This is a genomic window from Marinomonas sp. CT5, from assembly GCF_018336975.1.
Lineage (GTDB): Bacteria > Pseudomonadota > Gammaproteobacteria > Pseudomonadales > Marinomonadaceae > Marinomonas.
The window spans coordinates 2,144,787-2,164,785 of sequence record NZ_CP025572.1; the positions used below are offsets into that span (position 1 = coordinate 2,144,787).

Sequence of the window (19,999 nt, forward strand, 5' to 3'; positions counted from 1 at the left end):
TTGATTAATACTGAAACTCGGTTCCAATTAATAAAAAGAAAAAGAGGGCTTAGATTAATGAAAAAAATACAATCCTTATTGGTAGGAGCAATGGCGCTAGGCGCTGTTTCTATCGCTAATGCTGGCACCTTGGTGATCAACTCAGATCAGGCTGACCCAGCACCTAAAAAAGCGTTTGCTGAAATCGTACAGAAGTTTGAAAGTGAAAACCCAGATGTAACTGTTAAGTATAATTTGTACGACAAAGAAGGGTATAAAACCGCGATTCGTAATTGGTTATCAACAACACCACCTGATATCGTTTTTTGGTACGCGGGTAATCGCATGAAAACATTTGTTGATCGCGGCTTATTTGAAGACGTGAGCGACATTTGGAAAAAGCAAAACCTCAAAACGAATATGCCATCAGCCACGGCTGCTATGACGGTAAAAGGTAAACAATGGGGTGTTCCTTATACTTACTATCAGTGGGGCGTTTACTACCGCAAAGATATCTTTGATAAGTTAGGTTTGTCTGAGCCAAAAACTTGGGATGAGTTTTTAGCGGTAAACGCAAAGCTAAAAGCTAATGATATTACACCGATTACTATTGGTACTAAGTACCTTTGGACCGCAGCGGGATGGTTTGATTATCTAAACATGCGTACTAACGGCCTGGATTTTCACATTGATTTGATGGATGGCAAAATTCCTTATACTGATCCGCGTGTTCGTAAGACCTTTGAACATTGGAAAGAGCTGGTGGATAAAGGTTACTTCTTAAAAAATCATGCTTCTTATTCTTGGCAAGAAGCACAGCCATTCATGTATAACGGTAAGGCGGCCATGTACCTAATTGGTAACTTTATTGTGCCAAACTTCCCGAAAGAGCTTGATGGAAAAATGGGCTTTTTCCAATTTCCACAAATAAACAGCAAAGTGGGTATGGCGGAGGACGCACCAATGGATACAGTGCATATTCCTTCTAAAGCTTCCAATAAAAAAGATGCGCGTAAGTTCTTAGAATTTATGGCGCGTCCAGATAATCAAACTCTTGTGAACGCTGCATTGTTGCAAATTCCACCTCATAAGAAAGCCAGTGCGCCAGATGACTATTTCTTAAACAAAGGTGTGGAAATGCTAAATAATGCCTCGGGTACGGCGCAATTCTATGATCGTGATACGGATCCAAGCATGGCTCAAGAAGGTATGAAAGGTTTCCAAGAGTTTATGGTAAAACCAGAACGCTTAGATGCCATCCTAAAACGTTTGGAAGGTGTGAGAAAACGCGTTTTCAAAAAGTAATGTGAGTTTCTGCTGATATTTAATGCTTGAAAGATGGTCAAATACCGCTTTCGAAAACCAGTCCAATTTTTTTGGACTGGTTTTTTTTGGTCTATATATCAATAAGGTACGTTATAAATCTCAATTTATTGTACAAAAAATACACGGAGATGAAAATTGTTCTCAAATGATTGTTAGAATCAATTAATATGTTATATCATAACTTTTTTGTTGTTATGGATAATATGAATATGAGAATAGTACCTTTTTTTAAGCGAATGCTTTTTTTCGCCTTGGTGTTGAGTGGGGCATTGGCTTTGACTGCCTGTTCGGGCCCGACGTCATCAAATACCGTTTCAATCAGTGGGCCATTTGAATTTACCAGTTTAGCACCGTCCAAAAATGGCTTTGTTTTTAGCCGAATGCAGATATTAGAGACCCTGTTAGATGTCGATGATGATGGTGTACTTGTTCCGGCTTTGGCTGAAGATTGGCATATTAGTGAGGATGCGAAAGTTTGGACGTTTAATTTACGTGACAAGGTGCATTTTCACGATGGCGCTTTGATGGATGCAGATGCGGTTGTAAACAGCCTGATGATTGCTAAATCTAAGCACGGAGCATTACGTAAAGCACCAATCGAAAAAATCTTTGCTAAAGACGATCACACTGTCATTGTTACTTTGACTCGTCCATTTACGCCATTGGGTGCCGTTTTAGCGAATTACGCGAATGGTATTTTATCGCCAGCGGCTTATGACGATAAAGGAGAAGTGACTGAGCTGTCAGCCACAGGGCCTTATAAGGTATTCCAATTTGCACCACCACATAAATTAGTGGTTGAGCGATTTGATGATTACTGGGGCAAGAAAGCCAGTATCCAGTATGCCAGCTATTTAACCGGTCATCGTGCAGAAAGCCGAGTGTTGCAAGCGAAAAGTGGTCAAGTCGATATTGTATTTGGCTTGGACCCAGCCAGTTTACCGTCCCTTGAAAAAGTGGATGTTCTCACTGTGCATTCCAACCCAATTCCTAGAACCATTGTTTTGAAGTTAAACAGCGGTCATCGTTTTTTAGACGATGTGCGAGCACGTAAAGCACTGAGTTTAGCCATTGATAGAAAAGGCATTGCTAAAGGTGTTTTGCATATTCCTGGCTCTGAAGCCGAGCAAATTTTACCAGCGTCGATGACGAACTGGTATTTAGATAACGTTACTGATGAAACGGAAGCCACAGCGGGAACACCTGAGTCACTACTGACTGAATTGGGTTGGAAGAAAAACGCACAAGGCAAGTTAGAAAAAGATGGCGAGTTGTTTGAGTTAACACTGATTACTTATGCGGATCGACCTGAGCTGACAACGGTTGCCACCGCAATTCAAGCACAGTGGAACAAGATTGGTGTTAAGACCAACGTAGAAGTGACCAATTCCAGTGCGATTCCTATGGGGCATCAGGATGGATCATTGGAAGCCGCTTTGATGGCGAGAAACTATGGTTTTATTGCTGATCCGCTGGGTGTGATGTTGTCCGACTACGGCTCTGATGGCGGTGGTGATTGGGGCGCAATGAATTGGAACAATAAAGAATTAAGCGCTGATTTATTAGCCCTAGAGCAAACCTCTGATCCAGTAAAGTACAAAGAACTTGCTCAGCGTAGTGCTCAAATAATTTATAACGAGCGTCCTGTCATTCCTGTGTCATCTTATGTGCAGCAAACGGCCGTAAATAAGCGAATTAAAGGTTTCCGCTTTGACCCATTTGAACGCAGTTATTTCTTGAATGAAATGGAGTTCGTAAATCCATGAAGGTAATGCTTTTTAAAAGATTGCTGCAGTTGATTACGGTGATCTGGGGCGTTGGAACGCTGACCTTTATTTTGATGCGATCCTTGCCGGGCGACATGGCTTATCGAATCGCGGCCAGTCGGTATGGTCAAGATAATGTGGATTCTCAGGCGGCCGCTCTTGTCCGTGAAGAGCTGAAATTGGACCAAAGTGCATTGACAGCATACTGGCATTGGTTAACGGATCTTATGCAGTTGAAGCTAGGCGACTCTTTAGTGAGTGGTCTGCCTGTTATGGACTCGATTCAGCACATGCTAGGGCATTCCTTGCTGCTAGCTTTTGCGGGATTGTTTGTGTCTATTTTGATTTCAGTACCATTAGGTTTATTGAGTGCGTGGCGAGGTAACCCTTTAGATTCTGTCTTGATGGGGTTGTCTAGCATGATTCGAGCAATGCCTGTTTTCGTGTTGGGTGTGTTGTTTGTTTTGCTGTTTGCATTGCATTTAAACTGGTTTCCTGTCGCTGGGTTTGGTTCGCCTGCGTATTTGGTGTTGCCCGCAATTACGTTGGCATTGAGTTTGGCGGCGATCTCTAATCGAGTCGTAAGAGATTCCGCTAAGACAACGTTTCAATCGGCGTTTTATCAGTTTTCACAGGTGAAAGGGTTGTCGTTGTGGCAAACCTTTCGTCGTCATGGTGCGCGCAATATTGCCTTGCCAGTGGTGGCGTTTTTTGGCATCCAGCTGGTGAGTATGATTGAAGGGATTGTGATGATTGAGTCGCTATTTTCTTGGCCTGGAATTGGCCATGGTTTAGCGCATGCGATTTTTGCTCGTGATATTCCGGTGATTCAAGGCTCTGCTTTGATGATGGGAATATTGTTTGTTTTGCTCAATACCTTGGTGGATATCATCTGCCTATGGATTGATCCAAGAGGAGTGAAAAATCAATGAAAATGAGATCTTCACAATGGCTTGGTTTCGGTATTTTACTGAGTCTTTTGGCGTTTTCTGTCTTGGGTGTTTCTTTGTCACCGTACAGTATGTCAGAACAAAACTTAAATGCGATTATGGAGGCGCCGTCGGCGGCTCATTGGCTTGGTACAGACCAGTATGGTCGTAGCATGTTGACACGTATGGCTCATGCCGTCGGCTTGTCTTTTGCGCTCAGTGTGATGTGTATGCTGACCTCATCCATAGTAGGGACGGCATTCGGAGTTTGGGCCGCTTGGGGTGGTAAAAAAGTCGATTCTGTCTTGGGTGTGGTGGTGAATATTTTACTCGCTCTACCTGGCTTGGTTGTTGTCTTGCTATTTGCTGCCATTGTTCCCGGGTCTTTCTTGATGTTGTACTTGGCGATTTCGTTGGTGCAATGGGTGGAATATTTCCGTGTTGTGCGTGCCATAACACAAGGGGTTATTCAGAGCCCAGCTAGACAATCATCAGCGATGATGGGCTTTGGTCGTTGGTATCAGTTTAAACGTCACATCTGGCCTGCAATATCACCTTCCGTTTTTACCTTGGCTGCTTTTGGCGGTGCAAGCGCCATCTTAACCATGGCGTCATTAGGTTTTGTTTATGTTGGCATACAGCCGCCATTGGCTGAGTTGGGTTTGATGACGGTTGAGTTATTCCCGTATTACAGTGATGCGCCTTGGCTATTAGCACAACCTTTAGTGGTGATTGCTTTGATGGTGTTTGCATTTCATTTATTGGCGGGGAAACGAGCATGAGTGTGTTGCTGAAATTAACCAATGTGGCCGTATACGCAGATAAAACCTGTTTGCTTGAACCCATGTCTTTAACGTTACATCAAGGCGAGCCATTAACGATTCTTGGTCAAACTGGATCAGGTAAAAGCTTGTTAGCACAAGCCATTATGGGCTTGTTACCAGAAAATTTAACGGTTTCTGGTGACGTGGAAGTTTTCGGTCGTACGATGACAATCGACGAACGTAAAGCTTTGTGGGGGCGGGATTTGGTTATGCTGCCCCAGGAGCCTTGGAACTCGCTTGACCCTCTAATGAAAGGCGTCGATCAAGTAAAAGAGGTGTATAACTTCGTTAGGGAAAAAACGGACGAAGAGTCACTTTCACTGGCTGAAAATGACTTACAGCATGTTGGCTTAGCGGATAATGGCCATAAACGACCTGGTGAATTGTCAGGAGGCATGGCGCAGCGTCTTGCTATTGCCGCAGCAACGGCAGGCGGTGCGCATGTGATTTTGGCCGATGAGCCAACCAAAGGTCTGGATGTATCACGTCGTGATGGCATTGTGAGTTTGTTGCAAACTCGCTCAACCTTAGGAAGTTTATTGACCATCACGCATGATGTGGCGGTAGCTCGACAGCTGGGTGGCCTGCTTTTGGTAATGAAAGAAGGTCGTTTGGTGGAGCAGGGTGAAGCGAGTCAGGTGCTGGATTATCCAAAAGATGATTACACGCGAGAATTGATTGCTGCTGAGCCTAGTGCTTGGACAGATATGGCTCCATCGGTACGCAAAGACAGCGCTGAAAACATCTTAGTAGCGGATAAACTCAGTCTTAAACGTGGCGGTCGCACTTTATTTGATGGCCTATCTTTTTCTATCAAAAAAGGGGAAGTGGTCGGCGTTGTTGGTGATAGTGGCTGTGGTAAGTCATCACTTGGTGATGCTTTACTTCACTTTTTGCCTATAGCGTCGGGAAGCATTACTCGTTTGGATAAAGCGGCTAAACCGCATCAATGGCAGAAACTGTATCAAGATCCGCCATCTGCTTTTTCGGCTAGTGTCACCCTCGGCAAGTTATTGGATGATTTGGTTAAATTGCATGGTATTGATAGAGCACGTATCGTGCCTTTGATGGATCGTTTGTCTTTGCCAAACGTCATTCTAGAACGTAATTGTTTGGGCGTGTCAGGTGGTGAGTTGCAGCGCTTTGCTATTTTACGAGCCTTGCTATTGGATCCAGTGTTTTTGTTTGCCGATGAGCCGACTTCACGACTTGATCCGATCACAGCAAAAGAAGTGACGGCTTTGTTAGTGGAATTGGCCAGTGAAGCCAATTGCGCTGTTTTGTTGGTGAGTCATGATCCGGCCTTAGTCGAAAAAACTTGTCATCAGGTTATTAGCCTTTAAATAAAGCAGATAGCTTGTTACGGCATTGAGTTGATTTTATTTTGATGAGTTAACTCAATGTTCGTAACAAGGTGTTTGTCTTAAGCACCTAGTGATTTAAAGATGTAAATCCATCTATCTTCTCTCGCTTTCGGTTTCACTTTGATTTTTTCTATGGTCTAATTTTTCTAATCTAACGCCTATCAAGGAAATTTTCATGTTGTTTAAGAACTTATTCACTGGTGCTTTGGTCAGTGCAGCCGCACTTTTGTCTTCTACTAGTGCTTTAGCGTTTGATGATTATTGCACTCCTAAGTTGAATGCTTATTTAGGCAATGTTCAAAAAACGGTGGAGTCAGAATACATTTCAGATCGTCAAAAAGAAGTGGCACAAAAGATTTTAGACAAAGTCAAAGCAAGCCGTAATGACACGAAAGATTGTGTTTTGATAGATAAATTGTTGCCATAATTATTTTTTATCTTTTTCCAGCAGATTCTGTAGAATTTGATATGTTTTATTAAGGAGCAGAGAGTTTGTTAATGGTTTTTTGATGTCATCAGCCAAGAGGTAAAATGAATGGGTCAATTTGAAGCTGCTTTAAAAGTAGCTAGATCTTTATTTGGAGTGTCTTGTGCGGCTTTGTTGTTTCGAAGTGGTCGAGTAATTTTATCTGGTGAGCTTGGCTCTTTTTCTCGAAATGAGCTTCTAAATCGGCTTACTCATCTTATTGATTCCTCTCCATGCCGTCATCTTAATATAAAAAATGACTTACCTTCATACTCCTTTCCTTCTATCTTACCAGACTTATCTGCTTGTATTATTGAAGCTTTTTCAGTAGATGAAATTCGCTTATGTTTATTAAGCGACTCTCCTTGCTTAGTCGAACCGCAGCAGGTTGAAGAACACCTTTCTAGCTTGGTTGATTTATTTACCACCATTGCGTTGTCCTCTCATGATTCTTTGTCTTCTTGTTCTGATATAGACGTAAATGCCCGAATGTCTGTTAGGGACAGTGAGGATAAGCAAAAAAGAACGTTGCAAACCTTAAAAAACTTGCATGAAGTGACCGCGAATTCTGATCTGTCCTTGGACGAGAAGTTACAAAATATTCTGCGAGTGGGGGTAGAGCATTTTTCATTACCAATCGGCCTTATTAGTTCTATTAACGGGGATGTTTATCAAGTTGAGTATAGTTGCACCCCAAATGGAGAAGTGCTTCCAGGAGCACAGTTTGAGCTAGGCAACACTTATTGTGTACATACGCTTGATAGTGATTTGCCGACATCGTATTTCCACACGGCCATTAGCGATATAAAAGAGCATCCCTGTTATAAAAATTTTGGCTTAGAGGCTTATATTGGCATTGTTCTTTATGTTGATGGTAAACGATGGGGCACGCTTAACTTCTCAAGTCCAGAGCCCATGTCTCAACCTTTCGGCGAAGATGACTATGAAGTGATGAAGTTGCTTTCGCAATGGGTGGGAAATGAGATGACACTTTCTCACGATCGTCATTTGCAAGTTAAATATGAAAATGAGTTGCACGAACAAAAAGTATTTTTTGAATCGCTTTTTGAGCATGCGCCAGAAGCTATTGTGCTGGTTGGGGCTGATCGTGAAATAAAAATGCTGAACCCTGCTTTTACCGATTTATTTGGTTATCGTCTGGAAGACTTAAAAGGAAAGACAACTCAAGTTTTGTATGCGGAACAAAATGACTTTATTCAAAAAGGTAAAGCTTACAAAGATGACGCCGAAGATGTTTTAAACCGTTATCGCGTTAGTTATAAAACCAAACAAGGCAAAATAATCCACACCGAAACCATTGGCAGTATGATAAGAAACCCAGATGGAACTCTGGGGGGTTATATTGCCCACATTCGTGATGTGACAGAACGTTTAGAGGTTGAGCAGAAAATGAGAGACACCAACTTGCGTCTCTCGATTGCTGCCGATGCGGCTGGAATCGGTGTTTGGGAGTTTGACCTTCATGACAATAGTTTGCATTGGGATGACTGGATGTATCGGCTTTATGGCTTTACGGCGCATGAGCGAGATCAGCCTCACCAAGTTTGGGAAGATTGTGTTTATCCAGTAGATAAAGAAAGATTAGAACGTGTTTTTGCTGGACTAGAAGGAAGTGGCTCTTATTTTCCTAATAAAAAAGAGGCTTCACATATCTCTAAAGATTTAGACTTTGACTTTCGGATCATGAGGAAGGATGGTCAGGTGCGTTATTTGAAGTCTAATGCCGCCATTGTTTTTGATAAACAGGGAAATGCATCACATCTTGTTGGTGTGAATATGGACATCACCTCTATAAAAGAAACCGAAGTTTTGCTGAGAGAAGCAGGAGATCAGGCTGTTGCTGCAAGCAAGGCAAAAAGTGATTTTCTAGCGACAATGAGTCATGAAATAAGAACGCCATTAAACGGCGTTTTAGGTATGGCTGAATTGTTGAATACGAGTAAATTAAATTCGGAACAGAAAGAGCAACTGCGTATATTAAAAGAGTCTGGTGAAGGCCTTTTAAGCCTCATTAATGACTTGTTGGACTTCTCAAAAATAGAGGCCGGACACCTCTCTATTGAGCGTGTTGATTTTAGCCTAGAAAAGGCGATTTATGATGTCGTGCGCATGCTTATTATCCGAGCAGAAGAAAAAGGCATCGACTTACTGGTTCAATATGATGAGAGTTGTCCAAAATTTTTTGTGGGAGACGTTTTTCGGATTAAACAAATACTGACCAATTTAATCAGCAATGCAATTAAATTTACCCGTAGTGGCCATGTTTTAGTGAATGTAACAGGTGCTTCTGATAACCAGGGGATAGTCACTATTAATATGAGCGTTTCGGATACCGGCGTAGGTATTGCCGAACACATACAACCTTTGCTGTTCAGTGCTTTTGTTCAAGCTGATAGTTCAACTACGCGCCGATTCGGTGGTACGGGGTTAGGGCTGGCAATAACCAAACAGCTGGTAGGCTTGATGGGGGGAGAGATATCGCTTTCAAGTTCATTGGATGTCGGCTCTACGTTTACGGTGGAATTGGCTTTACCAGAAAGTCATGCCATATCTCATATTGAATCCGTTGTTGATGAAAGCCTATTAGTTGGTAAAAAAACGTTAGTTATTGATGACAGTGAAACGAATTTAACCATCTTGAAAAACCAGCTTAATTCATGTGGTATTTGTGCCGAGACAGAATTAAATCCCGAAACGGCTTTAATGCTCTTTAAGCAATCCGTTGACGAAAGGGTGCCTTACCAATTGATTGTGATTGATTACATGATGCCTGAATTGGACGGTGTAATGCTATCTCGGTCTATACGAGAAATAAGCGGTTCTTTGTATGCTCCCATTATTTTGATGACATCCTCGGCCGGTGTGTTAAACCATGATGAGTTGACTGCGGCTGGGGTTAATGTGTGCATTGCGAAGCCTGTAAGCGCTTTGGATTTGAAGCGAGGCTTAGTTAAGGGGCTGTCTTTTAATACCCTTGGTCATCAATTGTCAAATACTGATAGTAATGATGAGTTGTCTGAAATTATTGACCAGGAAGAAACCAATAGAAAAGGTTTGATTCTGGTCGTTGAGGATATGAAGGCGAATATGGCGGTGGCCCAGGGAATTCTTTCTCAAATGGGGTATGATGTTATCGGTGCAGAAAATGGTGAGTTGGGCATTGAAATGTGGGCTTCCCATCAACCAGACTTGATTTTTATGGATTTGCATATGCCTGTTATGGATGGATTATCGGCTATGCGTCGTATTAGGCAAGCGGAAAAAAATAGTGATCATGCTCGTGTACCTATTGTGGCACTAACGGCGGATGTGATGAAAGAAACCTTACCAGAAGTGTTGCGTGCTGGTGGTGATGGTTTAGTGCCAAAACCGTTTAAGCAAAAGGAGGTAATTGATATGTTGAATGAGTGGCTACCAAACAATAGTCGATTGCAAGATAAATTAGAGGACAGTAATGACTCTGCTTTTTCAGTAGGATCACTCAATGTCATAATTGATGAATCTGTTTTAATCGAGTTGAAAGCTTTATTAGGTGATGACTTTGTTTTATTAATTGAGGCCTTTTTTGATGACGCAAATAAAATTATGGCTTCATTTGAAGAAATGCTAAATCAAGAAGATCAAGTAGATTACGAATCCATTGCGCGCTTAGCTCACAGTCTTAAATCCGTTAGTCAAAATGTAGGTGCTACGTCGATGTCTTCTATGGCAGCTCAGCTTGAACTAGAAGGTCGTGATGGCAAGGTGCCGGATCTAAACACCAAACTAAGAGAAATCCTAGCGATGTATCAAGACATTAAGAATAAATTGAAAGGCATGTTGTAATGCCAATGAAAGTGTTAATTGCAGACGATGCAAATTCTGATCGATTATTGTTGAAGCTTCATCTATCTAAACTAGGTTATAAAACAATAGAAGCAAGTAATGGGCAAGAGGCGATAGATCAATTTGTCGCGCATTCACAGGATTTGGATTTGATTCTTATGGATGTTCAAATGCCTCGTGTTAATGGCTTCGAGGCCGTGAGAGCGATCCGTACAATACAAGAAGAGCAGAAACAAGAGTGGCTCCCCGTTATTTTTTTGAGTGCCAGTGCTGAAGATGAAGATATAGAAGGGGGGATTTTGGCTGGTGGCGACGACTACCTGATGAAACCTATTAGCCAAAAAGTGTTGTCAGCAAAGATGCTGGCCATGCAGCGTATAGCAGATATGAGACGGCGACTTGTTGAATCAAACTTGGTACTTGAACAGTTAGCATCAACGGATTATTTAACAGGTGTTGCTAACCGTCGTGCGTTTGAAATGATGTTAGACAGAGAAATTACCTTCACTCGTCGTTATGGATCACCTATGGCGTGCGCTATTTTTGATTTAGATAAATTTAAAATAGTTAATGATACCTACGGACATGATGCTGGAGATGCGGTCCTCGTTGAAGTGGTTAGTCGAATTAAAAGTATTTTAAGGCGTGGGGATACTATTGGTCGATTGGGCGGGGAAGAGTTTGGGGTTATTTTACCCAAAGTAAGTGAGACTGAGCTTTTAGATATATTTGAAAGGTATCGTATTGCTGTCGCAGAGCAACCAGTGAAATATGAGAGCATAGAAATACCTGTTACGATTAGTGTCGGTGTAACTTTATATACAGGTTATTTAGAAGACAGAATCGCTCTTTTAAAGCGTGCGGACCAGTCGTTGTATGAAGCAAAAGAAACTGGACGAAATAAGGTAGTTTGTAATCCTATATAATTCAGTAAAAGATCTATTAAAAAGCCGAAAATCTAAACGATTTTCGGCTTTTTAATTTCAACTTAATGAATTATGCAACGGCTGAATCTTTGCTCTCTGTGACTTTCTGGTTCACAGTGGCTAATAGAGCCTGAATAGACGCAGAGACAATGTCGTTATCGATCGCAACACCGTTGAATCGATCACCGTCGATGTTTGCCTGAACATAGGCAATAGCTTGGGAATCGCTACCAACATTTAATGCATGCTCTTGGTATTGGATAATATCGACACGCATATTGAAATGTTTGCCTAGTGCTTCGCTAAACGCTGACAATGCTCCATTACCACTACCGCTGATTTTAACAGCAGAGTTATTGCCAATAAGCTCAGCGTGAACGGTATCTACATCATCTTTGGCTAGGTCATATTTGCCTAATTGATAAGGGGTAGTACCCGTCATGAAGCTCGTTTCGAACAACTCTTTCATTGACTCAGCGTTTACAACGCCACCATCGTTTTCTGCGAATTGTTGAACGATAGGGCTAAATTCGACTTGCAACCAGCGTGGTAAAGCCAAACCGTATTCTTGTTCAAGAGTATAAGCGACTCCGCCTTTACCAGATTGGCTGTTTACACGAATGACTTCTTGGTAGCTGCGACCCACATCACGAGGATCAATTGGCAAATAAGCAACGTCCCATGGCTTATCGTCTGTTTGGTTTGCCAAGCATTTTTTAATCGCATCTTGGTGAGAGCCGGAGAAGGCGGTGAACACTAATTCGCCTGCGTATGGGTGACGCGGGTGAACTTGTAGCAAGGTGCAGGCTTGAACCACACTTATGATGCGGTCCATATCGCCTAACGCCAACTCTGGATCAATGCCTTGGCTGTATATGTTCATAGCCATGGTAACTATGTCCATATTGCCGGTTCTCTCGCCGTTTCCTAGCAATGTGCCTTCGATACGATCAGCCCCAGCCATAACGCCCAATTCTGCTGCCGCTACACCACAGCCACGGTCGTTGTGTGTGTGTAAGCTAACGATCATACTGTCACGTTTTTTTACATGACGGCAGAAGTATTCAATTTGGTCTGCATAACGGTTAGGCGTAGAAACCTCGACGGTAGCAGGCAAATTGATAATGGCTTTGTTTTCTGGTGTCGGTTGCCAAACATCGATAACGGCATCAACAACTTTGACGGCGTAATCGATTTCTGTTCCAGTAAAACTTTCAGGGGAGTATTGAAATACCCATTCTGTTTCTGGGTGTTTCGCTGCATGCTCTTTTACACATTTTGCTCCATTTATCGCGATTTGCTTAACGCCTTCCATATCCAAACGGAATACTTGCTCACGCTGGGTAGTGGAAGTGGAGTTATAAACGTGAACAATGGCTTTTTTGGCTCCTTTTAGTGATTCATAAGTGCGCTCAATCAATTCTGGCCGAGCTTGAGTCAACACTTGGATGTATACATCGTCAGGCACTTGATCTTCTTCAATCAACCAACGAACAAAATCGAAGTCTAGCTGAGAGGCAGCAGGGAAGCCCACTTCAATTTCCTTGAAGCCAACATCAACAAGTAGGGCAAAAAATTGTTTCTTTTGTTCAACCGTCATTGGTTCTACCAATGCTTGGTTGCCATCACGCAGGTCAACACTAGACCAGATAGGAGCTTTAGTGATTTCGTTGTCAGGCCAAGTTCGGTTAGCGATGGCAACAGGCTTAAATGGCGTATATTTAGTGTGATCAAAAGATGACATGATTTTGTCCTTATTAATATGAGGTCGATAAACCTCGTTTTTATTAATGCGTCTCTGATTGGCGCTTTTTAGATTGTCTGTTTCTTTGTTTGTTTCAGTTTCTATAGTCTAACCAAAAAATATGAGTAAAAGATTGCGTTTTTTATAGAAAATTAAACCCAAATGGCATTATATTGCGTAAAGTAAGGTGAAATTGGTTTTTAGGGGTGGTTATGTTGAGGTTTGATAAAATCGACTTGAATATTTTGCGAGAATTACAGCAAGATTCTAGCTTAACAAATCAAGAGTTGGCAGATCGGGTTGGGCTTTCTGCCTCACCATGTTTACGAAGGGTAAAGGCGCTTGAAGAAATTGGTGTTATAGATCGTAAAGTGACTATTTTGAAAAAGTCGAGTTTAGGCTTAAAGTTGACGGCGTTTCTACAAATTAGTATGGACCGACATACTCCAGATCGTTTTAGTGTATTTGAAGATCAGGTTGACTGTTTTCCAGAGGTAAGGAATTGTAACTTGGTGACAGGACAAAACTGTGATTATTTATTAGAAGTCGTGGTTGAGGATATGGAAAAATACCATGATTTTTTATTGGGTAAGTTAACGCGTATTCCTGGGGTTACTGGCGTTCAATCAAGTTTTTTATTGCGTAGCGTAAAAGAGAGTACTTCTTTGCCTCTAGATCATTTGCTTTAGAGTGTTATTTCATTATTTAACATTGATATTTTAGCTTTTGGCTAAATAAATGAATGTTATACTGTTACAATAAAAAATCCCTAGTAGAGAAGTAGTTATGAGTGATTTAACAATTAAGCGTCGTGTAATGATTCCCGTGAGGGCGGGCGACGTTATGGCCGAATTCATTTCCTTTAATGGTGATGATTCCGGTAAAGAGCACATAGGGATATTTTTTGAAGGTACAAAAGCTAAGGATAATGAAAGCATTCCATTGGTCCGTTTGCATTCGGAATGTTTAACGGGAGATGTGTTTGGTTCTGGCCGTTGTGATTGTGGCGAGCAATTAGACGAGGCTATTGACCTTATTAATGAGCAAGGCGGCTATATTTTATACCTTCGTCAAGAAGGTCGTGGCATTGGGTTGTACGCTAAGCTAGAGGCTTATGCGTTACAAGATCAAGGTTATGACACTTATCAAGCAAATGAAATGCTGCATTTGCCTGATGATGGTCGTGATTTTGGTATTGCTGCAGAAATGTTGCGCGCTCTTGGTGTGACTAAGGTTCGGCTATTAACCAATAATCCTGATAAGGCCCAGCAACTAAAAGAGCATGGTATTGATGTTGTAAAATTGGTGCCTACTAAGGTTCATGTTAATCAACATAACCGCAATTACTTAGAAACCAAAGCTAAGCGTAAGCAGCATACTTTAAAGTTTGATTGATGGTGAAAAATTGTCATTTAACGATAAACAAGAAAGGCGCCATAAAAGGCGCCTTTCTTGTTTATCGTTAAATGGATACTTACTTCTTAGCAGAGGCTGGTTTCTTCTTTTTCTTTTTATTGCTTGAGGAACGAGCTTTAGTTTTAGGTTCTAAACCTTCGATACGGCCAAATTTAATATTGGTTTGCATAAAACGCTGAATTTTTTCGATCATTGGCAAGTCATTAATGTCTATCAATGATATACACTCACCTGGTGCGCCTTCGCGAGAAGCACGTCCAGCTCGATGAATATAAGAGTCTGCTTTGCGAGGTAAACGTAAGTTAATCACCGTATTGATTTCTGGAAGGTCAATGCCTCGAGATGCGACATCGGTGGCAACAAGCACCTGCAAACGGCCACGCTTCATCTGCTTCATGTGCTCACTACGATCACCTTGTTTCATTTCGCCATGTAAACCATCACACATCAAGCCCATTTTACGAATACGCTGCACCCAAACATCGACATGTTCGCGGTTAGAAACAAACAAAACGGCTTGATGGACACGTTCTTGGGTTAGCAAATGCTTAAGTACGGCTTCTTTATGTTCTTCATTATCTACACGATAGGCAATTTGACGAATCTGATTTGGTACTGCACGTGATGATTCGCCAAGACGAACTTGCTGTGTTTCCTTATTTAAGAGGGCGCTAGCGAAGCGTCCCATTTTTTCGCCTTCTAATGTTGCCGAAAACATCAATGTTTGATGTTCTTGTGGTAACTCACGCGCAATTTGCTTGATAGCATTCAAAAATCCCATATCCAACATGCGATCAGCTTCATCAATGACGAAATAAGACACATCCGTTAAATCAAGCCATTGTTTTTCATCTAGTTCGACTAATCGCCCGGGTGTCGCCACTAAGATATCGCATGGTTCGCTAAGTTGCTGCTGCTGCATGCCATAAGGTGTGCCACCAATAATAAGTTGAGATTGAATGCGAGTATGCTGCGTAAGTTGTTCTACTAGGTTAAAAATTTGACGTGCTAGCTCGCGGCTAGGAGCCAAAATCAATACTTTAGGTGCGGTTGTGGATGGTTCATCTCGATCGAGGATGTGTTGAATGGCTGGCGCACAAAATGCGATGGTTTTTCCTGTGCCTGTTGGTGCGGTTGCAAGTAGGTCTGATCCATCTAAGGCAATTGGGATGGCATGTTCTTGGATTTCTGTTGGGGTTTCAAAACCAAGGTCGCTTATAGCTTGTTCGATGGTGAAATCCAGATCTAATTCAGCAAATGACATGTAAACTCTCTGTAACGGGATAAATGGTGTGACCGATTATGAATATTAGTGTAATAACAAAATGAGTCGAATGACCATTATCATGGATTGTAATGTTTGGCATGATACCTTGTTTTCAGAGGTTGCGAAATCTAAACCTCCGATGTTGGATGATATGTTAGACCCTTTCTACGCTTTGCTCTAAAATACACACAAATATTTATAAGAAGACGCGTTATGTTGTTATCGGATGAGTTAGTCACTACCCAAACCATGGGGTGGGTAAAAGAATTTATTGTGGCGTTAAATGTTTGCCCTTTTGCCAAGCGAGAAGTAGAAAAAGACAGTGTTCGTTGCGTTGTCTTAAGGTCGAAGAAAGTAGATGTCGCCTTAGAAGAGCTGATGACTGAGGTTCAATGGTTAGATGAGAATCCGGAAACCGAAACGACCTTACTGATTTTTCCTACTTTGTTTAAAGACTTTCACCGCTATTTGGATTTTGTAGAAACGGCTGAGAATTTAATGTTTGAGCAAGGTTGTGAAGGTGTTTATCAGTTGGCAACGTTTCACCCTGATTATTGTTTTGCGGGCACTGAGCCGGATGATGTTTCAAATTACACCAATCGCTCTCCATACCCGATGCTGCACCTTTTGAGGGAAGCGAGTGTTGATAAAGCCATTGAGTTTTATGGTGATACCGCCGAGATTCCAGAGCAAAACATTGAGAAAATGGAACAGCTGGGAAAATCAAAGTTAGACGTTATTTTTGCTGATTGCATGAAAGTGGATCACGACTAACTTATATTTTAGGGATATCTTTATTGCGCTTAAGAGTGAAGTGCGTATAGTTCGAAAAAAATTGCTTGCCGGAGAACCCATGGCTACACAAATAGGGCGCTTAAATACATTAAGAGTCGTTAAAGAAAAAGATTTTGGTGTGTATTTAGATGCCGATCAATTAGGTGAAATTTTGCTGCCTAAGCGTTACGTTCCAAAGGGCGTAACAATAGGAGATGAAGTGGAAGTCTTCGTTTACCTAGATTCAGATGATAAGTTAATTTCGACGACTGAATTTCCGAAAGCTCAAGTAGGTGAGTTTGCCGCATTGACCTCTGTAGCGGTAAACCAAGTGGGTGCGTTTTTTGATTGGGGATTACCAAAAGATTTGTTGGTCCCGTTTAGCCAGCAGAAGAATCGCGTAGAAGAAGGCGAAACGCATTTATTGTTTATCTACTTAGATCAAACGACAAATCGTATCGTAGCGACCACTAAGGTTGATGCTCTGCTTAACCGTGAAGAAGCGCCTTACCGTGTTGGTGATAAAGTGTCGATCATCATCGGCGATAAAACTAATATTGGTTTTAAGTGTGTTATCGATAATCGCTTTTGGGGGGTTTTGTTTTTCGAGGATGCGTTTAGACAGCTTCGAAAAGGAGAAAAAACCGTTGGTTTTATAAAGCAGATGCGTGAAGACGGTAAGATAGATCTCAGCTTACAAGAGGTGGGCTACAAAAAAGTACGCAATATCTTAGATGATATTTTAGACTATTTGGATTCCCATGGTGGTGAGTCGCCATTGACTGATAAAGCGTCGCCAGAAGCTATTTATGCTGTTTTTAAAGTGAGTAAAGCGACCTATAAAAAAGCGTTAGGTGCGTTATACAAGGAAAAGAAAATTCATCTTACTAAAGAAAAGATCACGAAGATCTAGATTATATTTTAAAAAAAAAGCTGCTAAGAAATACTTAGCAGCTTTTTTTTGACTTCTTCTCGTTGTTCCGCATGAGCAACGCCATCGTAAAGCAAGCGCTGTACAGGAAGATCAATTGGGCTGTTATCCAGTAAAAAGCCTGAGATAAAACTGTTTTCCGTTTGCCTGTGTAAGCGAATATCTTCATGCATTGAAGATCTGTTCAATCGAGTTAGCTGGGCAATGGTGTTAATTCGGTTTTTTAGATTGCCAGAAGTGAGGTGTTGGCTTTCTTCTGCATAACTAAATTTTGGATGAGTAAATAAACTAGATAGTTCGGATAAGGTTGCGTTGATTAAAGGTTTAAATTCATCGTTTAAAATATCGCCATTATGGATGTTGAAAATAGCGGTAATGGGGTTGATCACCGCATTGACTGCGAGCTTTTCAATCATGCGCTGGTGAATGTTTGTTACTGTCATGTTTTCGATGGGGAAGTCTTTGGTTGGAGTAGTTGAGCGCCATTGGCCAAAGTAGGAGTCTCCTAAGCCTGTATGCTTAATATGGTTGGCTTCAATTTTTAAAACGCCCTCACTGGTAGTTCCTGCCCATAAGGTTTGAGTATCTAATAAGATATTTTGCAGCTCTTCTTGAGCGCCGATGCCGTTACATAAACAAGCGATGTCAGCATCGGCTTTTATGTGGTTGGCTACTTGAGAAAAAGCATTTTTAAGATCAAAGGATTTTGTGCATAAAAGCACTTTGTCGTATTGTTCTTTTAGTTCTTCAGCTTTGAAACTTTTTATTTTATGTGTGGATACGTTGACTTGTTGATGGCCTTCATCGTCGGTAAGTGACTCTAAGGTGATTTTTTTACCGGGGCTATCGGATCGATACACAATATGGACTTTATTGCCGAGTTTTTCTAGCTTACAAGCCCAGAAAAGGCCGATAGCGCCAGCGCCGATGATTAACCAAGGCGTATTCTTCATAATAGGTTTCCATTAGGTGTTTTATTTCAATCCCTGTTATTATCGCTCCAAAATACATTATTGAAAATGCAAAGGAGCAGAAAATGCCATCATTTGATGTAGTATCTGAGTTAGATTGGCACGAGGTCACTAACGCAGTCGATCAGGCAAACAGAGAAGTTACGACTCGTTATGACTTTAAAGGCGTAAAAGCACACTACGAAATTAAAGACAAAAAAAGCGTCGTCATGGAAGCGGAAGCGGAACCTCAACTTCGTCAGATGTCTGATATTTTAAACCAAAAATTGGTTAGCCGTGGCATTGATTTAAAAAGTTTGGAAAAAGAAGATGTCGTTAAAGGAAATATGCGCGCTTCGCAAGCAGTAAGAATGAAAGAGGGCATTGAAACGGATGAAGCCAAAAAGATCGTGAAAATGATCAAGGAAAGTAAAATAAAGGTTCAAGCTCAGATTCAAGGTGACCAACTTCGAGTGACAGGCAAGAAGCGTGATGATCTTCAGCAAGTTATGTCGTTATTGCGTGGTGCGGATTTGGCGCAACCTGTTCAGTTTACTAACTTCAGAGATTAATTTGATTCTTGGTGCTGCTACATCATGCTGTGTAGCAGTGCATTTATTTCTTTGTGTGCTTTTCATTTTTCATTAGTTTGTTGCCTACAATAATCCAACCTTCTTGCTCTAATTTTTTTCTTTGCCTTAAGTAACTATCGGTATTTTCAGCAAAACTAATTCGATGTTGGGCGTTTATGACTCTATACCATGGCAGTTTGGTATCTTTTGGTAAGCTTTTCATTAAACTTCCTACTTGTCGTGCATAACCTGGAAAACCTGCGAGCTTTGCGAGTTCTCCATAAGCAATACATTCACCCTCAGGGATTTCACTTAAAATAAGTAATACCTGAGATTTAAATCTATCCATCGGTTGATTCGTCACTTTTAGCCCTTAGATAAATAACTACATTTAAAATTAAGAAGGTCAATATGAGATTTGCACTTTTGCTTTTTATACTCATTCCCGTTATTGAATTGTCTGTGCTAATTAAGGTTGGCAGTCAAATAGGTGCACTGGCAACGGTTGGTTTGGTTTTTTTAACGGCTATTTTAGGTGTGACTTTAATACGTAAGCAAGGATTAGAAACATCATTGAAGGCACAGGAAAAAATGCGTCGAGGTGAGTTGCCAGCTTCTGAAGTTGCTGAAGGTTTGATGCTTATATTTGCTGGATTATGTTTGCTTATGCCTGGGTTTGTGACGGACATTATTGGTGGATTATTGTTAATACCACCGCTACGCAAACTGTTTGCTGCAGGTCTTTTGGTTAATTTCGTTGCTTCTATGGTGAAAAGAGGGTCTAAATGGGCTCCCTATGGTCGTTACGATACTCAGTCTCAAGGAGAAACAATTGATGGTGAGTACTCAAAAGAACATAAAGATGACAATGACTTAATTGATAAAAAATAATTTGTTTTCAGGGTTGAAATCGGCTTGT

The 19,999-nt window shown here is 41.3% G+C and carries 18 protein-coding genes; 14 read left to right on the forward strand and 4 right to left on the reverse strand.

Annotated elements, in window-relative coordinates; all coding sequences use genetic code 11:
* The first annotated feature begins 57 nt into the window (after positions 1-57).
* The 8 genes from C0J08_RS10025 (at position 58) to C0J08_RS10060 (ending at position 11,426) form a co-directional block, all read left to right on the forward strand.
* Positions 58-1,284, forward strand: a complete 1,227-nt coding sequence (locus tag C0J08_RS10025) for an ABC transporter substrate-binding protein (protein ID WP_212655991.1) — start codon at positions 58-60, stop codon at positions 1,282-1,284.
* Between the two features lie 230 nt (positions 1,285-1,514).
* On the forward strand, positions 1,515-3,071 hold the full coding sequence (locus C0J08_RS10030; RefSeq protein WP_249344616.1) for an ABC transporter substrate-binding protein: 1,557 nt from the start codon (positions 1,515-1,517) through the stop codon (positions 3,069-3,071).
* The gene (locus tag C0J08_RS10035; RefSeq protein WP_212655992.1) at positions 3,068-4,003 is read left to right on the forward strand and encodes an ABC transporter permease; all 936 of its coding nucleotides are present in this window, start codon (positions 3,068-3,070) and stop codon (positions 4,001-4,003) included. Before C0J08_RS10030 ends, C0J08_RS10035 begins: the two co-directional genes overlap by 4 nt.
* A complete protein-coding gene (locus tag C0J08_RS10040; protein ID WP_212655993.1) occupies positions 4,000-4,782 on the forward strand; it encodes an ABC transporter permease in 783 nt (260 codons plus the stop codon). The genes C0J08_RS10035 and C0J08_RS10040 overlap by 4 nt, the downstream gene beginning before the upstream one ends.
* Entirely contained in the window at positions 4,779-6,167 is a 1,389-nt protein-coding gene (locus C0J08_RS10045; protein WP_212655994.1) for an ABC transporter ATP-binding protein, read from the forward strand. The genes C0J08_RS10040 and C0J08_RS10045 overlap by 4 nt, the downstream gene beginning before the upstream one ends.
* 196 nt (positions 6,168-6,363) lie before the next feature.
* A complete protein-coding gene (locus C0J08_RS10050; protein ID WP_212655995.1) occupies positions 6,364-6,615 on the forward strand; it encodes a hypothetical protein in 252 nt (83 codons plus the stop codon).
* A gap of 108 nt (positions 6,616-6,723) precedes the next feature.
* Entirely contained in the window at positions 6,724-10,500 is a 3,777-nt protein-coding gene (locus C0J08_RS10055; RefSeq protein WP_212655996.1) for a response regulator, read from the forward strand.
* Complete coding sequence (locus C0J08_RS10060; protein ID WP_212655997.1) at positions 10,500-11,426, forward strand: GGDEF domain-containing response regulator; 927 nt, start codon at positions 10,500-10,502, stop codon at positions 11,424-11,426. Before C0J08_RS10055 ends, C0J08_RS10060 begins: the two co-directional genes overlap by 1 nt.
* A gap of 70 nt (positions 11,427-11,496) precedes the next feature.
* Here C0J08_RS10060 and leuA read toward each other — a convergent pair whose 3' ends face one another.
* Complete coding sequence (gene leuA / locus C0J08_RS10065; RefSeq protein ID WP_212655998.1) at positions 11,497-13,170, reverse strand: 2-isopropylmalate synthase; 1,674 nt, start codon at positions 13,168-13,170, stop codon at positions 11,497-11,499.
* Positions 13,171-13,385: 215 nt separating this feature from the next.
* On the opposite strand from leuA, the gene C0J08_RS10070 reads away from it, so the two are divergent.
* On the forward strand, positions 13,386-13,859 hold the full coding sequence (locus C0J08_RS10070; RefSeq protein WP_212656287.1) for an Lrp/AsnC family transcriptional regulator: 474 nt from the start codon (positions 13,386-13,388) through the stop codon (positions 13,857-13,859).
* A 97-nt stretch (positions 13,860-13,956) separates the two neighbouring features.
* Positions 13,957-14,565 carry a GTP cyclohydrolase II gene (gene ribA, locus C0J08_RS10075; RefSeq protein ID WP_212655999.1) on the forward strand — a complete coding sequence of 203 codons (609 nt, stop codon included), beginning with the start codon at positions 13,957-13,959 and terminating at the stop codon, positions 14,563-14,565.
* A 79-nt stretch (positions 14,566-14,644) separates the two neighbouring features.
* On the opposite strand, the gene C0J08_RS10080 is transcribed toward ribA, so the two are convergent.
* Positions 14,645-15,850 (reverse strand): DEAD/DEAH box helicase, encoded by a 1,206-nt coding sequence (locus C0J08_RS10080; protein WP_212656000.1) that lies wholly within the window; start codon positions 15,848-15,850, stop codon positions 14,645-14,647.
* Between the two features lie 216 nt (positions 15,851-16,066).
* On the opposite strand from C0J08_RS10080, the gene C0J08_RS10085 reads away from it, so the two are divergent.
* Positions 16,067-16,627 (forward strand): DUF1415 domain-containing protein, encoded by a 561-nt coding sequence (locus C0J08_RS10085; protein ID WP_212656001.1) that lies wholly within the window; start codon positions 16,067-16,069, stop codon positions 16,625-16,627.
* A 79-nt stretch (positions 16,628-16,706) separates the two neighbouring features.
* Positions 16,707-17,540: a CvfB family protein gene (locus tag C0J08_RS10090; protein WP_212656002.1), complete on the forward strand. Its 834-nt coding sequence runs from the start codon at positions 16,707-16,709 to the stop codon at positions 17,538-17,540.
* A 23-nt stretch (positions 17,541-17,563) separates the two neighbouring features.
* On the opposite strand, the gene C0J08_RS10095 is transcribed toward C0J08_RS10090, so the two are convergent.
* Positions 17,564-18,511 (reverse strand): ketopantoate reductase family protein, encoded by a 948-nt coding sequence (locus tag C0J08_RS10095; RefSeq protein WP_212656003.1) that lies wholly within the window; start codon positions 18,509-18,511, stop codon positions 17,564-17,566.
* Between the two features lie 83 nt (positions 18,512-18,594).
* Between C0J08_RS10095 and C0J08_RS10100 the strand changes: the two genes are divergently transcribed.
* Positions 18,595-19,080: a YajQ family cyclic di-GMP-binding protein gene (locus C0J08_RS10100; protein ID WP_212656004.1), complete on the forward strand. Its 486-nt coding sequence runs from the start codon at positions 18,595-18,597 to the stop codon at positions 19,078-19,080.
* A gap of 43 nt (positions 19,081-19,123) precedes the next feature.
* On the opposite strand, the gene C0J08_RS10105 is transcribed toward C0J08_RS10100, so the two are convergent.
* A complete protein-coding gene (locus C0J08_RS10105; protein WP_283247163.1) occupies positions 19,124-19,444 on the reverse strand; it encodes an MGMT family protein in 321 nt (106 codons plus the stop codon).
* A 47-nt stretch (positions 19,445-19,491) separates the two neighbouring features.
* On the opposite strand from C0J08_RS10105, the gene C0J08_RS10110 reads away from it, so the two are divergent.
* Positions 19,492-19,971, forward strand: coding sequence for an FxsA family protein (locus C0J08_RS10110; protein ID WP_212656005.1), 480 nt, complete (start codon positions 19,492-19,494; stop codon positions 19,969-19,971).
* Positions 19,972-19,999: the final 28 nt, after the last annotated feature.